The 14,276-nt window shown below is 68.6% G+C and carries 13 protein-coding genes; 3 read left to right on the forward strand and 10 right to left on the reverse strand.

What is annotated here, in order from left to right; all coding sequences use genetic code 11:
* The 8 genes from IMW82_RS15225 to IMW82_RS15260 all read right to left on the reverse strand — a co-directional run bounded on the left by IMW82_RS15225 (position 1) and on the right by IMW82_RS15260 (position 7,420).
* Complete coding sequence (locus IMW82_RS15225; protein ID WP_211005170.1) at positions 1 to 1,128, reverse strand: acyltransferase; 1,128 nt, start codon at positions 1,126 to 1,128, stop codon at positions 1 to 3.
* Between the two features lie 123 nt (positions 1,129 to 1,251).
* Positions 1,252 to 1,995, reverse strand: coding sequence for a LytTR family DNA-binding domain-containing protein (locus IMW82_RS15230; RefSeq protein ID WP_211005171.1), 744 nt, complete (start codon positions 1,993 to 1,995; stop codon positions 1,252 to 1,254).
* Complete coding sequence (locus tag IMW82_RS15235; RefSeq protein WP_211005172.1) at positions 1,992 to 3,059, reverse strand: histidine kinase; 1,068 nt, start codon at positions 3,057 to 3,059, stop codon at positions 1,992 to 1,994. Before IMW82_RS15235 ends, IMW82_RS15230 begins: the two co-directional genes overlap by 4 nt.
* Positions 3,060 to 3,104: 45 nt before the next feature.
* Positions 3,105 to 3,611, reverse strand: a complete 507-nt coding sequence (locus IMW82_RS15240; protein WP_211005173.1) for a nuclear transport factor 2 family protein — start codon at positions 3,609 to 3,611, stop codon at positions 3,105 to 3,107.
* Positions 3,612 to 3,722: 111 nt separating this feature from the next.
* Positions 3,723 to 4,604, reverse strand: a complete 882-nt coding sequence (rhtA, locus tag IMW82_RS15245) for a threonine/homoserine exporter RhtA (RefSeq protein WP_211005174.1) — start codon at positions 4,602 to 4,604, stop codon at positions 3,723 to 3,725.
* Positions 4,605 to 4,822: 218 nt separating this feature from the next.
* Entirely contained in the window at positions 4,823 to 5,662 is an 840-nt protein-coding gene (locus tag IMW82_RS15250) for a transporter (protein WP_211005175.1), read from the reverse strand.
* A gap of 89 nt (positions 5,663 to 5,751) precedes the next feature.
* Positions 5,752 to 6,531, reverse strand: a complete 780-nt coding sequence (locus tag IMW82_RS15255; protein WP_211005176.1) for a hypothetical protein — start codon at positions 6,529 to 6,531, stop codon at positions 5,752 to 5,754.
* A gap of 307 nt (positions 6,532 to 6,838) precedes the next feature.
* Positions 6,839 to 7,420, reverse strand: a complete 582-nt coding sequence (locus tag IMW82_RS15260) for a DNA-3-methyladenine glycosylase I (RefSeq protein ID WP_211005177.1) — start codon at positions 7,418 to 7,420, stop codon at positions 6,839 to 6,841.
* 79 nt (positions 7,421 to 7,499) lie between these two features.
* On the opposite strand from IMW82_RS15260, the gene IMW82_RS15265 reads away from it, so the two are divergent.
* Both IMW82_RS15265 and IMW82_RS15270 read left to right on the forward strand, forming a co-directional pair.
* On the forward strand, positions 7,500 to 8,381 hold the full coding sequence (locus tag IMW82_RS15265) for a DMT family transporter (protein ID WP_211005178.1): 882 nt from the start codon (positions 7,500 to 7,502) through the stop codon (positions 8,379 to 8,381).
* 68 nt (positions 8,382 to 8,449) lie between these two features.
* Positions 8,450 to 9,568: a sterol desaturase family protein gene (locus tag IMW82_RS15270; RefSeq protein WP_211005179.1), complete on the forward strand. Its 1,119-nt coding sequence runs from the start codon at positions 8,450 to 8,452 to the stop codon at positions 9,566 to 9,568.
* A gap of 13 nt (positions 9,569 to 9,581) precedes the next feature.
* Here the strand turns inward: IMW82_RS15270 and IMW82_RS15275 are convergent, their stop codons facing one another.
* Together IMW82_RS15275 and IMW82_RS15280 are read right to left on the reverse strand one after the other, a co-directional pair.
* On the reverse strand, positions 9,582 to 10,529 hold the full coding sequence (locus tag IMW82_RS15275; protein WP_211005180.1) for a pyridoxal-phosphate dependent enzyme: 948 nt from the start codon (positions 10,527 to 10,529) through the stop codon (positions 9,582 to 9,584).
* The gene (locus IMW82_RS15280; protein ID WP_211005181.1) at positions 10,529 to 11,530 is read right to left on the reverse strand and encodes an aldose epimerase; all 1,002 of its coding nucleotides are present in this window, start codon (positions 11,528 to 11,530) and stop codon (positions 10,529 to 10,531) included. Before IMW82_RS15280 ends, IMW82_RS15275 begins: the two co-directional genes overlap by 1 nt.
* Positions 11,531 to 11,598: 68 nt before the next feature.
* On the opposite strand from IMW82_RS15280, the gene pepN reads away from it, so the two are divergent.
* On the forward strand, positions 11,599 to 14,250 hold the full coding sequence (pepN, locus tag IMW82_RS15285; RefSeq protein ID WP_211005182.1) for an aminopeptidase N: 2,652 nt from the start codon (positions 11,599 to 11,601) through the stop codon (positions 14,248 to 14,250).
* Positions 14,251 to 14,276: the final 26 nt, after the last annotated feature.

Below are 14,276 nucleotides of genomic sequence, written 5' to 3' on the forward strand. Positions count from 1 at the left end.
TCACGAAGCGACGGCAGCAGGCGCCACTTGCGCCAGCTGCCGGGTATCGATGCGATCACGCCAGCGCAGGAACGGCTGTTCCACCGCGTAGTGCAGCGTGGCGCCGACGGCCAGCACGCCCAGGGCGTACAGCGCGAACGCTGCCAGCCCGTGCACCTGCCAGGGCTGCACAAGCCACGTCGCCACCGCATGCAGCGCCAGCTTGTGGCTGAGATAGAGGCTGTAGGAAATCCGCGCCAGCCAGCCCGCACCCGGCACCTGCCAGCGCGCGGGCAAGCCGATGGCGGCCATCACCCCCAGGGCCAGCGCCAGCGACAGCAGCGGATAACCGAGCACCGACGGCCAGAACCCCAGGCGATCGCGGAACAGCCACAAGGCCAGCGCGAACAGCCCGGTAGCCGCCACGAGCAGGCGGCCGCGATGCGTCTGCCAGCGCATCCATGCCTGCGGTCGACGGACCCGCAGCGCCGCCAGCGCCACGCCTGCGAGCAAACCGTCCAGCCGCGCCCAGGTCGGGTAATAGATGCCTTCGACGAAGCGCAGTCCGAAGGCCGGCCCGGCCATCTCGCGCACCGGCGCCATGTCGTGCAGCCACACGTAGCCGCGCACGATCATCCCGAAACTGACCACGCCCAGGCCCACCGCCAGCGCGCGGCGCGGCGAAGGGCGGCGCATCAGCCACCAGGCCAGCCACGGGAACACCAGGTAGAAATGTTCCTCAACGCACAGCGACCACGCGTGCGAGAACGCCTGGTTGTGCTGGTAGTCGATCAGCAGGTTGAGGGTGAAGCTGAGGAACTGCCAGGCCGGCTGCAGACCCGGCGCCTCGCGCGCCGCCGGCCAGGCGACGTACACCGCCAGCACCGCAAGGAACGCCGGCAGGATGCGGAACGCGCGGCGACGGTAGAAATCCCGCCACGCCAGCGGTTCACCACGACCCAGCGGCGCAAGCAACTGGTAGCCGATCAGATAGCCGCTGAGCACGAAGAACAGGTCCACGCCCATCCAGCCATAGTTCGCCAGCCAGGCGACCTGCTCGCCGATGCCGCCCACGATGTAGGAATGGAACAGCATCGCCCAGACGATCGCCCAGGCGCGCAGCAGGTCCAGTCCGGGGAGTCGCTGCATGGTGCTTCCTGGTGGGGTGGTAAAGCGTGGGAGGCCTGGAGTCTGGCAAAACGAACTGCGTCGATGCGGGCAAGGCCGGGGCAAACGGCGGGCAATCGCATGACAACGGCCAGGTTTGCACAGCTAGGCAGACTCGCCGGCCAGCAACGCCGCGCGCAACGCATCGACGTAGGTGCGGCTGGCGCGCAACACGGTGCCGTCGCGCAGACGCAGCAGGTGGTCGCGGTTGGACAGCGCCTGCAGCTCCGCCACCCGATCCAGCCGCACGATGCTCGAACGGTGGATGCGGGCGAACCGCGCCGGATCGAGCCGGTGACCCAGCCGCTGCAGTGGCTCGCGCAACAGGTGCAGTTGGCCACCCACGTGCAGGCCGGCGTAGTCGCCCTGCGCCTCGATCCAGTCGATCGCGTCCGCATGCACCAGTTGCACGCGATGGCCGAGCCGCACCTGGAAACGCGTGGCGTAACGCGGCACCTGCGCAGCAGCCCCGGCACCACGACGCAGCGCCAGTGCCTGCCGCGCGCGGTCCAGCGCATCGGCGAAACGATCGTCGTCGATCGGCTTCAGCAGGTAATCCAGCGCACGCAGTTCGAACGCGCGCAGCGCGAATTGCTCATAGGCGGTCAACAGCACCACCAGCGGACGCTGCTGCGGTGGCACGGCTTCCAGTACCTCCAGTCCGCTCAGGCCCGGCATCTCCACGTCGATGAAGACCAGGTCCGGCGATTGCGACTGCAGCGCGGCGAGCGCCGTGGGGCCATCGCTGCATTCGCCGACCACGGTGACGTCGGCATGGTCGGCCAGCCGGGCGCGCACGCCGCCGCGTGCCAGCGGTTCGTCGTCGACGATGAGCACGCGCAGCTTCATACAGCCGCCGCCAGCGTGCGGAACGGCAGGCTGATCTCGACCGTGCAGTCGCCATTGGCCGCGAGTGAAAAATCGAAGTCATGCCCGGCGCCATAGAGATGCGCGAGCCGTTCACGCACATTGTTCAGGCCGATCGCGGAGCGTGACCCCGCATCGGCTCCGGCCACCGACGCCACGCCGTTGTTGCGCAGGCGCAGTTGCAGGCGCCCGTCCACGCGTTCGACGTGCAAGGCCAGCCGTCCGCCCTCGGCGCGCGGCGCGATACCGTGGCGAATCGCATTCTCCACCAGCGGCTGCAGCAACAGCGCGGGCACCGCGGCGTGCAACAGGTCGGCGCCGACCCGCAGGTCCAGGGTCAGCCGGTCGCCCAGCCGGATCTTCTCGATGTCCAGGTAGTGACCGGTCAGCGCCAGTTCCTCGGCCAGCGACACCTCGTGCACCTCGCTGCGTTCCAGCGTGGCGCGCAGCAGGTCGGCCAGGCGCGCCAGCATGCGGTTGGCATCGGCGCCGCGCTGCTCGGCGACCAGGGTGGAGACGGCATTGAGCGTGTTGAACAGGAAGTGCGGGTGCAGCTGGTAGCGCAACGCGCGCAACTCGGCGTCACGGGCCAGCGCCAGCGCCTCGCGCACCCGCTCGCGCTCGGCCTCCAGCGCGCGGTAGCGATCGACCACGGCATGGATCGCGCAGAACGCGATCAGCGCCAGCCAGCAGCCGTCCAGCCCGCCGAACAGTCGATGCCAGTCATACACCGGCACCGCCTTCCAGTGCACCGCCAGCAGCAGGGCCAGCGCGTTGTTGGCGATCGACATCAGGTAGGTCAGCGCCAGCAGCGCGAGCACGCTCACCGGCCACGACACGCGACGCTGCAGCGCACGCTGCACGACGACCAGCGGCAGCGTCCACAGCAGGTAGGCAAGCGCATACACGCCGCGAAACGCCAGCGCATGGCCGTGGCCGATCTCCGGCAAGGCCATCACCGTCATGCACAGCACCAGCGGTGCGCCGGCCAGCCACAGCAGCCAGATGGAAGCCGCCCCCTCACGGGCGGTGGCGACACGCATCATGTGGATTCCCTGAAACGGCGCGCGGCCCGCGCCCTGTTCGCCACTCTAGCGCGTGCGATCCGGGTAACTCGAATAGGCCATGGCACTGATCTTCCAGCCCTCGCCCGTGTGCACCAGCTGCCAGGTTTCGCTGCCGACGTTGTTGCGCCGACCATCGACCAGGAAGATGAAATCGAAGTACACCGACGCCACCGCGCCGTCGGTCTGGATGCGCACGTTGGAGAACTGCTCCTCGATACGCTGCTTGCTGTCGCCGATGAAGGCGGCGAAGTGGCGATAGTTGTCGGCGTGCACGCGCGACAGATCCGGCTTCTTCGCCTTGATCTTGCGGTAGGCATCCTCGCCCAGCACCTCGAACCAGGAACCGCCGTCGGCCACGAACATCCCTTCGAGCGCCGTCTTGTCGTGCGCGATGATGGCGGCCTGGAAGCGCTCGACCAGTTGCCCGATCTGCGCCTTTGCCTGGACGTCATCGGCGGCCCGTGCCGTGCCCGGCAGGCTTGCACACGCCAGCACCATCCACAAACCGGAAGCCATCACGATCTTCTTCATGCGCCTTGTCCTCAGGTGGGGTCGAAGCCGCATTGAAGTCGCATGCATGGCGAAGCCACCAGCGTCTTGCGCCAGGCCGTGCCTGGTCGTCGACGAAGCGAACGTGGGTGCTCAGTTGGGCGACGGCTCGGCCACCGGCTGGCGCACGCTCAGTGCCGTGCCGGCTGCGGCCACGATGATCGCCGCGATTGCCAGCCACTGCAGCGCACTCAGCTGCTCGCCCAGAAAGCCGACGCCGGCGACGGCCGCAATGGCCGGTTCCAGGCTCAGCAAGGTGCCGAACGTGCGCGTGGGCAGGCGGGTCAGCGCCAGCATCTCCAGCGAATACGGCAAGGCCGAACTGAGCACCGCCACGCCCAGCGCCAGCGGCAGCAGCGCCGGCGCGAACAGCGCGCTGCCCGCGTGCACGACCCCGAACGGAATGGCCAGCAATGCCGCGATGCAGGTACCCAGGGTCACCGTGTCCGCGCCATGCGCCGCACCCGCCTTCTGGCCCAGCACGATGTACAGCGCCCAGCCCACGCCCGCGGCCAGCGCATACATCATGCCCACTGGATCGAGCGCCTGTGCCTGGGCGCGCAGCGGCAGCAGCAGGGCCAACCCCGCCAGCACCAGCGCGATCCACGCGAAATCCAGCCACCGGCGCGAGCCGAACAACGCCAGCGCGAGCGGCCCGGTGAACTCGAGCGCCACCGCGATGCCCAGCGGAATCGTGCGCAGCGACATGTAGAACACCAAGTTCATCGCGCCGATCGACAGGCCGTAACCCCACAGCGCACGCACGTCGCGCACGCGTCGCGGCGAACGCCAGGGCCGCCGCACCAGCAGCAGGATCAGCGCACCCAGCCCCAGCCGGCACGCCGTGGCGCCCTGCGCGCCGATCAGCGGAAACAGCTGCTTGGCCAGCGCGGCGCCGCACTGGTACGACACCATGCTGACCAGCAGCATGGCGACGGCGAACAGCACCGGGGCGTATTCGGAACGTGGGGACACGGATGAAGCCGGCAGGAAACGGGTGGCCAATGATGCCCGTGGCCGTGCGCAAAGCCCACCGCTGTCACCCGCAGGGCTGCGCACACCTGGGGTCCACCGATCGGCCAGCCGTGCCGCGTATCCCGCGGCACGGCCCCCTCACCGCCATGCACGCATCGCGGCGCAAACGACACACCCGCATGCGGGCTTCGTGCGCAAGGCGCACGAAGCCCGGCCGATCAGAAGCTGTACTTCAGCGACGCGCCCACGCCGTAATCCGGACTGCCATTGGCGAAGCCGGCAAGCGCGTAGGCCTGCACGCGCAGGCTGTCGTTGAACTTGTGGTTCCAGTAGCCGGTGACTTCGCTTTGCGGGGCACCGCCATCGGCGATCCGCTCGCGGTAGTAGTAGTACGCGCCGATGTTGTCGCTGGGGCCGAGCTTGTAATCGGCACCGATGTTCGCGTTGAAGCCGTTCTTCAGCTTGATGTACTGCGAGCTACCGTATTTCATCCAGCCCACGCCACCGAACGCGGTCCAGTCGCCGACAACCTTGTAGGTATCCAGCGAGAGGCCGTAATCGTTCTTGCCGGTGCCCAGGCCCTTGTTCTCGTCGGCAGTGCCAAATTTCACCTTGCCGGTGAGATCCAGGCCGGCGGTGCGATCGGCGCTGGTGAACAGCTCGTAGCCGGCTGACGCCGTGATGTCGCCCAGGCCGGAGGCCGAACCGCTGGAGGTGGTGGTGGTGTTACCGCCGCCGATACCGCCGATGATGTGGCCAAGGCCGCGCCCGAGCGGGTTGCCGTTGTTCACCTTGCCCACGCCGGGGATCACGTTGCCCGCGCCGCTGATGTTGATGTACGGCACGGTGAGCTTGAAGGTCCAGCGGTCGGTCTGGTACGCCGCCGTCACCGGCACCGACCAGATGTCGGTTGTGGTGTCGGTGCCGTACTTGCCGCTGCTGTAGTCGGCGCCTGCGGCAAGGCTGAACTGGTCGCTGCCCGACGTGGCGGCATGGGCCGCTGGCGCACCGATCAGCAGCAGTCCGCCGACGATCATCCAGTGTTGTGGGTTGCGCATGAAGAGTTTCCTTGCTGAAAGAGATATGGCAGCAGGCCCGGCATCACACCGGGCCTGCATGGATTACGACATGCCGGAGAAGCCCGGAATCAGCCGCCCGGGCGACCTGCATGGGTGGGATGGTCCGGAATCTGCGGGCGATCCGGGATCGTGGGCTTGTTCGCGAAGTCCGGCTTGCCGGCAAAATCGGGCTTGCCCGCGTGGTCGGTCGCGCTCGGGCGGTCAGCCATGTGGCCCTTGCCGAACTCGACCTTGGTCACCGAAACGCCGGCGTGCGCATGCGCGCTCGCCGAAGCGCTGCCGGCGGCCTTCGGCGAACGCATCACGTCACCCAGCTTGAAGCCCATGCTGTTGGCGATCTGGCCCCAGCCTTCGCCGGCAGCGCGCGCGGCCAGCACGCCGTTGAGATCGATGCTGGTGCCGTCGGCCAGCACCAGGGTGCCACCGTTCAGCGCGGCCTCGAGTTCGGCTGCGGTCGGATCGGTGATGCCGGCCTGGGCCAGGCTGGCTTCGGCCAGTGACAGCGCGATCTTCACGTTGCCGTAGCCCATCGGGCCGGTGGCGGGGGTGAAGGTGGTCGACACCGTGGTCGTGGTACCCGTGGTAGTACCGGTGCCGGTGGTGGGCGCCGGCTCGGTGAGCGTGATCGCGGTGCCGTCGCGCAACCCCTGCACCAGCGCCTGCGCGTTGGTGGTCGAACCGGCGAACGTGTCGAACTGGTTGCTCAACGTCACCGATTCATGGGTGGCCGTGGTGGTGGTGGTCGTGGTCGTCGTGGTGCCGGCGGTTTGCGCCATCACCGGTGCGAGGGACAACGCACCAAGCACCGCAGCACAGATCAGCGTGTTTTTGAGAGGACGGAATGTCATGGAATGGCTCCAGAGAATGCAACGATGGCGGAATGCCGACAAGACGACGCGGTGTGCTTCCCTGCAGGCAGGCCCCTGTTCCGAATCCGCCTCATGGCACGGCCGATTCGCATGCCGCCGACGTCTCTGCATGCATCTTGGCGTCATGCGCGCACGGCGCACAAGCAGCGACGGCGCTCTTGTTCAGCATGCATTTCACGCGCTGAACAACAGCCGTCATCATTCCTCACGATTGTGTGAACGACTAGGCATTTTTGCCATCACATTGCCCGCATCCAGCGCCGATCGAAACTTTTTGCGATGCGGCCTAACGTGACCCGTTGTGCCGGAAACAGCCGACCAGATGGTCATCAATCATGCCGGTGGCCTGCAGCAGCGAGTAGCAGATGGTGCTGCCGACGAAGCGAAAACCGCGTTTCTTCAGCGCCTTGCTCATGCGGTCGGACAGTGCCGTGCTGGCCGGCACCTCGGCCTGGCTGCGCCAGTGGTTACGCAGCGTCCTGCCGTCGACGAACGACCACAGATAGCTGTCCAGACTGCCAAACTCCGCGATCACTTTCGTTGCGGCGATCGCGTTGTCGCGGGTGGACCAGACCTTCAGGCGATTGCGGATGATGCGCGGATCGAGCAGTCGCTCTTCCAGTTCACGGTCGCTCATCGCGGCGACGCGGGCGATCTCGAAATCGTGGAAGGCCTTGCGGTAGTTGTCGCGCCTGGCCAGCACGGTGCGCCAGGACAAGCCGGCCTGGGCGCCTTCGAGGCAAAGGAACTCGAACAGCGCGCGGTCGTCATGCAGCGGCACGCCCCACTCGGTGTCGTGGTAGTCGCGCATCAGCGCATCGCTGCCCGCGGCCCAGTGGCAGCGTTGAAGTTCGGGGGTCTCGGTCATGGCTGGCGGAAGGTCGATGGGTGGCGCACAACGTAACCCAGGCCGCTAGACTTGTCGCCCCACTCCGTACCGGTTTCCCATGCCCCCCTCGCCATCACGCGGCGCACTGTCCGCGTTGCTCGTCACCATCCTGATCTGGGCCTACAGCTGGGTCGTGATGAAACAGGTGCTGGCGTACGCCGGGCCGTTCCACTTCGCCGCGCTGCGCTACCTGCTCGGCGCCGCCGTGCTGTTCGCCGCGCTGCTGCTGTCGCGGCAATCGCTGCGCCCGCCGCCGTTGCTGCCGACGCTGCTGATCGGGCTGTGCCAGACCACCGCGTTCCAGGGGCTGGAGCAGTGGGCGCTGCTCGATGGCGGCGCCGGCCACGTGGCGCTGCTGGCCTACACCATGCCGTTCTGGGCGGTGCTGCTGGCCTGGCTGCTGCTGGGCGACCGGCCCACCGCGCGGCACTGGCTGGGGCTGGCGCTGGCTGCGTTCGGATTGCTGTGCATCATCGAGCCGTGGCGCAGCATGGGCAGCACGCTCAGCACCACGCTGGCGATCGCCGGCGGTGTCGCCTGGGCCGCCGGCACGGTGCTCAGCAAGCGGCTGTTCCAGCGGCACGCGCCGTCGGTGCTCAGCCTCACGGCGTGGCAGATGCTGCTGGGCGGCAGCGCGCTCGGCGTGATCGCGCTGGCGGTGCCGGAGCGCACGATCGAATGGAACTGGATCTTCATCGGCGGGCTGACCTACAGCGTGCTGCTGGCCTCCAGCCTGGCCTGGTGGTTGTGGTCGATCGTGCTGCAGCGGCTACCGACCACGGTAGCCAGCGTGTCCAGCCTGGGCGTGCCGATCGTCAGCGTGCTGCTGGCCTGGCTGATCCTGCACGAGCAGCCGTCGGCGATGGAACTGCTCGGCATCGTGTTCGTGCTGCTGGGACTGGTCGCGGTCAGCGGCGTGGGCGCGCGGCGGCGCCGCTGAGCGCCATTCAGCGTGCGGGCTTTCGCGCGGCGATATGATGCGCAGCTGCCGAAACCGAAGAAACGTCGATGTTCGATCTACCCCAACTGTGGGCACACTGGGTCAGCTGGCTGAGCGCACATGCCGTGGTGCCGCTGCTGGATACGCTGCACCTGGACGGCTTGAGCGGCAGCCCCGACGACATCGCCGCCGCGCTGCTGATCGCGGCGCTGCAGGTGGGCATCATCGGCCTGGTCTTCCGCCCGCTGGAGACATGGTTTCCGGCCGAGCGCTGGAGCGACCGCCGGCTGACCCGGGTCGACCGCAACTACACGCTGCTGATGCTGCTGGGCATCTTCCCGCTGTTCACCTACCTGGTGCTGATGCCGTTCAGCCACCTGCTCGGCGGCGGTGGCGATGCCGTCGACGCCGGCACCGGTTCGGCGCTGGCGCTGACGCACTGGGTGCCGTGGTTCGACCAGCATCCCTACGTGCTGTTTGCCGTCTACTACGTGATCTACGACTTCGTGTACTACTGGATGCACCGCACCCAGCACGCGATCCCATGGTGGTGGGCGCTGCACAGCATGCACCACAGCACGCGCCAGATGAGCTGCTGGACCAACGACCGCGGCAGCCTGGTGGACGGTTTCATCCAGTCGATGATCCTGGCCACGGTGGGCCTGGTGATCGGCGTGGACCCGGACGAGTTCGCCTGGCTGATGCTGCTCGGCGAACTGGTGCAGAACTTCTCGCACACCAACGTGCGGCTGGGCTTCGGCCGCGTGTTCGACCGCGTGTTCGTCGCCCCGAAATTCCATCGCCTGCACCACATGCTGGTCGATCCCGAGCGGCCGACGCTGCACAACTGCAACTACGGCCAGGTCCTCTCGGTCTGGGACGTGCTATTCGGCACGGCGCTGTACGGCGAGCCGCCGCGGCCGACCGGCGTGGGCGACCCGCTTGTCGACGCCGACAACAACTACGGCCTGGTCGGGCTGCATTGGGCCGCGCTGAAACGTTTCTGGGTCGCCGTGCGCCAACCCGCCGGCTGGCGGCCCGGCGAAGTGGCCTTCGGCGTCGACTACACGCCGATTCCGGTCGGCCAGCTCGACCTGCATGCCCTCGCGCGCCATGCGCCCGCCGTCACTGCCGACGAGGACGCGCCGGCCAGCGGCAGCGCGGCGGTGGAATCCGTGCCGGGTTGATCCGCCCTCGCGCCTACCAGGGCAACGTCTGCAGATCCACGTTGCCGCCGGTCAAAACCACGCCGACGCGCCGGCCGGCGAAGCGCTGAGGCTGTTTGAGGATCGCCGCCAGCACGGTGGCGCTGGACACTTCCACCACCTGCTTCAGCTCCGACCACAACAGCTGCATCGCCGCGATGGTCTCCGCGTCGCTGACCGTGATCACTTCGACGCGATGCATGCGCAGCGCATCGAGGTTGCGTTCGCCGACCAGCGCGCGCAGGCCATCGCATATCGTGTCCGGCACCACCGTGGTGACCCGCGTGCCGTGCGCCAGCGAGCGCGCCGCGTCGTCGGCACCGAGCGGCTCGGCGCCGAACAGGGTCAAGGCTGGATCGATGCCATGCGCGGCGATCGCCACGCCGCTGGCCAGGCCGCCGCCGCCGACCGGGGTGATCAGCGCATCCAGCTCCGGCACCTGCCGCAGCAGCTCCAGCGCGAGCGTGCCCTGGCCGGCCATCACCCGGGTGTCCGCATACGGGTGCACCAGCTCGGCGCCGGTGACGTGCTGCACCTCGGCGCACATCGCCTCGCGCGCGGCCTGGGTCGGCGCGCAGCGATGCAGCACCGCGCCAGCGCGCTCGATCGCTTCGAGCTTGGCGCGTACCGCGCCTTCCGGCACCACCACGTGCGCAGCAATGCCGCGGGTGGCGGCGGCCAGCGCCAGCGCGTTGCCGTGGTTGCCGGAAGAATGGGTGACCACGCCGCGCGCCGCCTGTACGTCGCCGAGCGACCACACCGCATTGCAGGCGCCGCGGAACTTGAACGCGCCGCCGCGCTGCAGGTTCTCGCACTTGAAGTGCAGCTCGGCGCCGCTCAAGGCGTCCAGCGCCGCACTGCGCAGCACCGGCGTGACGCTCGCGTACGGCGCAATGCGCGCGGCGGCGTCGCGGATGTCATCGAAGCTGGGCAAGGCATCCATCACGGTTCGATCTCCACGCCACAACGGAAATGGCGCTCGGCGCCGGGTTCGAGCCGAATCGCCGCGGCGCATTCGGGCCGGTTGAACGCGTCGGCCATGCACTCCATCGGCTCCAGCGCCACCGCGCGGCGCGCATCGCGGCTCACCGTGTCGGCGGTGAACGCGTGCATCACGCCGTGCTCCTGCCACACCGCGATGGCGAAGCCGCTGGCCGGGTCGCGCAGGCGGGTGCGGATGCGGCCGTCGGCGTCGGCGTCAAGGTCGGTGTAGCCCTGGTCGATGATGCTGTCGCCGATCCGCCGCGGCTCGCGGAAATCCAGCGCCGGCGCATCGTCCAGCGCCACGTAGGCTTCCGCGCCGGCCAGCGCGATCAGGTCGGCGCCGGTGCGGATCAGGGTCTGCGCGGGAATCTGCAGCTGCCAGTCGTCGATCTCGCCATCGGTCACGCGGAAGTACGGATGCCAGCCGAGGAAACACGGCGCGGCATTGTCGCCGACGTTGCGCATGCGTGCTTCCAGGGTGAAGCCGCCAGCATCCAGGGTGTACGTTACGGCGAGGTCGATCGCATGCGGATAGCCCGGCTGCGGACGGATCGCGGAAGTGGTCAGGGTGACTTGCGCGCCGCTGTCGTCGGCGCTCAAGGCGGCGATGTCGAAGTCCACGTCGCGCACGAAACCGTGCCGGCTGGCGCGCGCGGCGCCGACGACGCCGGGCTGCAAGTCCTGCGGCTGGCCGTCGAAGCGGTAGCGCGCGTCGGCGATCCGCCCGGCGAACGGCACCATGATCGCGAAGCGCGAACCGGGACGCGCGGCCACTTCGGCCGCGTCGCGGTAGCCATCGGCGAGATCGCGCGTGGCGCCGGCGAAGACCACCTCGAAGCCGAGCAGGGCCGCACCATGCCGCGCGATGCGGACACGCCGACCGCCACCGGCATCGGCCAGCACCACGATTTCCTGACCGCCGAGACGGCTGCGCTCGGCGGCATATCGCGTCGCATTCACGGGGTTCTCCTGCCGTTGAAACACCCCATGTTAACCTGAGCAGTCCCCATTCCCGTTGCCGTTCTCCCATGCACGCACTTCCGCAACAAGCTTCAGCGTCGATCCGCCTCAGCGACTACCGTGCGCCCGCCTGGCGGGTCGAGACGGTCGAGCTGGATTTCGACCTCGGCATCGACGCCAGCGAGTTGTCCGCGCGCCTGCTGCTGCGGCGCGACCCCGCGCAGGACGCGTCGCTACGCTTGGACGGCGAGAACCTGCAGCTGCTGTCGATCAAGCTGGACGGCGAACAACTGCCCGCCACGGCCTATCGCTACGCCGGCAACGTGCTCGAAGTGGACGGCGCCCACGACGGCAGCGTGCTGGAGACCCGCGTGCGGTTGCGCCCGGCGGCGAACACCGCGCTGGAAGGCCTGTACCTGTCCGGCCCGCGCGAGAGCGGCTTCCTGCTGACCCAGTGCGAGGCCGAGGGTTTCCGCCACATCACTTTCTTCCCCGACCGGCCCGACGTGCTGTCCCGCTACACGGTTACCCTGCGCGCCGACCGCGCGCGCTTCCCGGTGCTGCTGGCGGGCGGCGACCCGGATGGCGCTGGCGAACTGGAAGGCGGCCGGCACTGGGCGCGCTTCGTCGACCCACATCCGAAGCCGAGCTACCTGTTTGCCCTGGTCGCCGGCCATCTGGAAAAAATCGAACGCGACTACGTCACCGCCGACGGCCGCGCCGTGCAACTGAAGATCTGGGCCGAAGCCGACGCGATCGACCGCTGCCACTACGCGATGGATGCGCTGGAACGCGCGATGCGTTGGGACGAGCAGGCCTACGGCCGCAACTACGACCTGGACGTGTTCCACGTGGTCGCCACCCATGACTTCAACATGGGCGCGATGGAGAACAAGGGCCTCAACATCTTCAACGCGAAGTGCCTGCTGGCCGCGCCGGACTCGACCACCGACGAGGAGTACCGCCACGTCGAGGCGGTGGTGGCGCACGAGTACTTCCACAACTGGAGCGGCAACCGCGTCACCTGCCGCGACTGGTTCCAGCTGTCGCTGAAGGAAGGGCTGACCGTGTTTCGCGAGCAGAGCTTCTCGGCCGACATGAACTCGGCACCGCTGAAGCGCATCGAGGACGTCGCCCTGCTGCGTCGCGCCCAGTTCCCCGAGGACGCCGGCCCGCTGGCGCATCCGGTGCGCCCGGCGCAGTACAGCGAGATCAACAACTTCTACACCGCCACGGTGTACGAGAAGGGTGCCGAGCTGGTGCGCATGCTGGCCGGCGCGCTGGGTCGCGACGGCTTCCGCCGCGGCATGGACCGCTACTTCGCACGCAACGACGGTCGCGCCGCCACGCTGGAGGATTTCCTCGCCGCGCTGGGCGAGGCGAACGACACCGACCTCTCGCCCTATCTCGCCTGGTACGCCCAGGCCGGCACGCCGCGACTGAAGGCGCAGGGCCGCTACGACGCGGCCGCCCACACCTATACGCTGACGCTGGCCCAGCACATGGCCGGCGCCGCCGCGACCGAGGCCCGGCCGCCGCTGCCGATCCCGGTCAAGCTGGCACTGTTCACCCAGCGCGGCGACATGCTGCCGCTACATATGGACGGCCAGACGTCCAGACCCGCCACCGAACAGGTGGTGGTGCTCGACCGCGCCGAGCAGAGCTTCGTCTTCACCAACGTCGCCACAGTGCCGGTACCGTCGCTGCTGCGCGGGTTCTCCGCGCCGGTGATCCTGGAATGCGATTACACGCCGGACGAGCTGGCCCTGCTGCTGGGCCACGACGCCGATGGTTTCAACCGCTGGGAAGCCGGCCAGCAGCTGGCCGCACGCGCCTACGAGGACCTGCGCGACGGTACCGTCGGTACCGCCCTGCAGGCCTGGTGCGATGCGCTGGCCAAACTGTTCGACAGCGCGGCCCTCGACGATGCCCTGCTGGCCGACCTGCTGACACCACCGGGCGAGGTCGAACTGGCCGAGCGCGAAAGCGCGATCGATCCGCAGCGCATCCACCGCCTGCGCCAGACCCTGCAGCAGCGGCTGGCGCAACGGCTCGGCGCCACCGCCCTGCGCCAGCGTTACGCGGCGCTGGTTGCTCACGCCACGATCGAACTCGACGCACTCAGCCAGGCGCGTCGCCGGCTCAAGCGCCGCGTGCTGGAGCTGCTGGCGCTGCTCGACCACGATGGCGCCTGCGAACTGGCGGCCGCGCAGTATCGCGACGCACCCGGAATGACCGACCGCCTCGCCGCGCTGTCCGTGCTGGTGCGCCACGACGCCCCGCAGGCTGCCGCGGCACTGCGCGATTATCGCGAACGCCACGCCGGCAATGCGCTGGCGCTGGACAAGTGGTTTGCGGTGCAGGCGCAGCTGCCGGGCAAACCGGCACTGGCTCGCGTACGCGAGCTGGAGCGCGACGCCGCATTCACGCTGAAGAACCCGAACCGGGTGCAGTCGCTGCTGGGTGCGTTCGTGCGCAACAACCCGAGCGGCTTCCACCGTACCGACGGCGCCGGCTACCGGTTGCTGGCCGAACGGCTGGTGGCGCTGGATGGGCTGAACCCGCAGGTTGCAGCGCGGCTGGCCACGGCATTCAATGGCTGGCAGCGGCTGGAGCCGCTACGGCGCGAGGCCGCGCATGCGGCGATCGTGGAACTGGCCGGTCATCGCGGGCTTTCCCGCAACCTGGCCGAGATCATCGACAGTGTGCTGAATCACTGATCGAACGCGGCGGCAGCAAGCCTGGC

The sequence above is a fragment of the Rhodanobacter sp. B2A1Ga4 genome, from assembly GCF_018101315.1.
GTDB lineage: Bacteria > Pseudomonadota > Gammaproteobacteria > Xanthomonadales > Rhodanobacteraceae > Rhodanobacter > Rhodanobacter thiooxydans_A.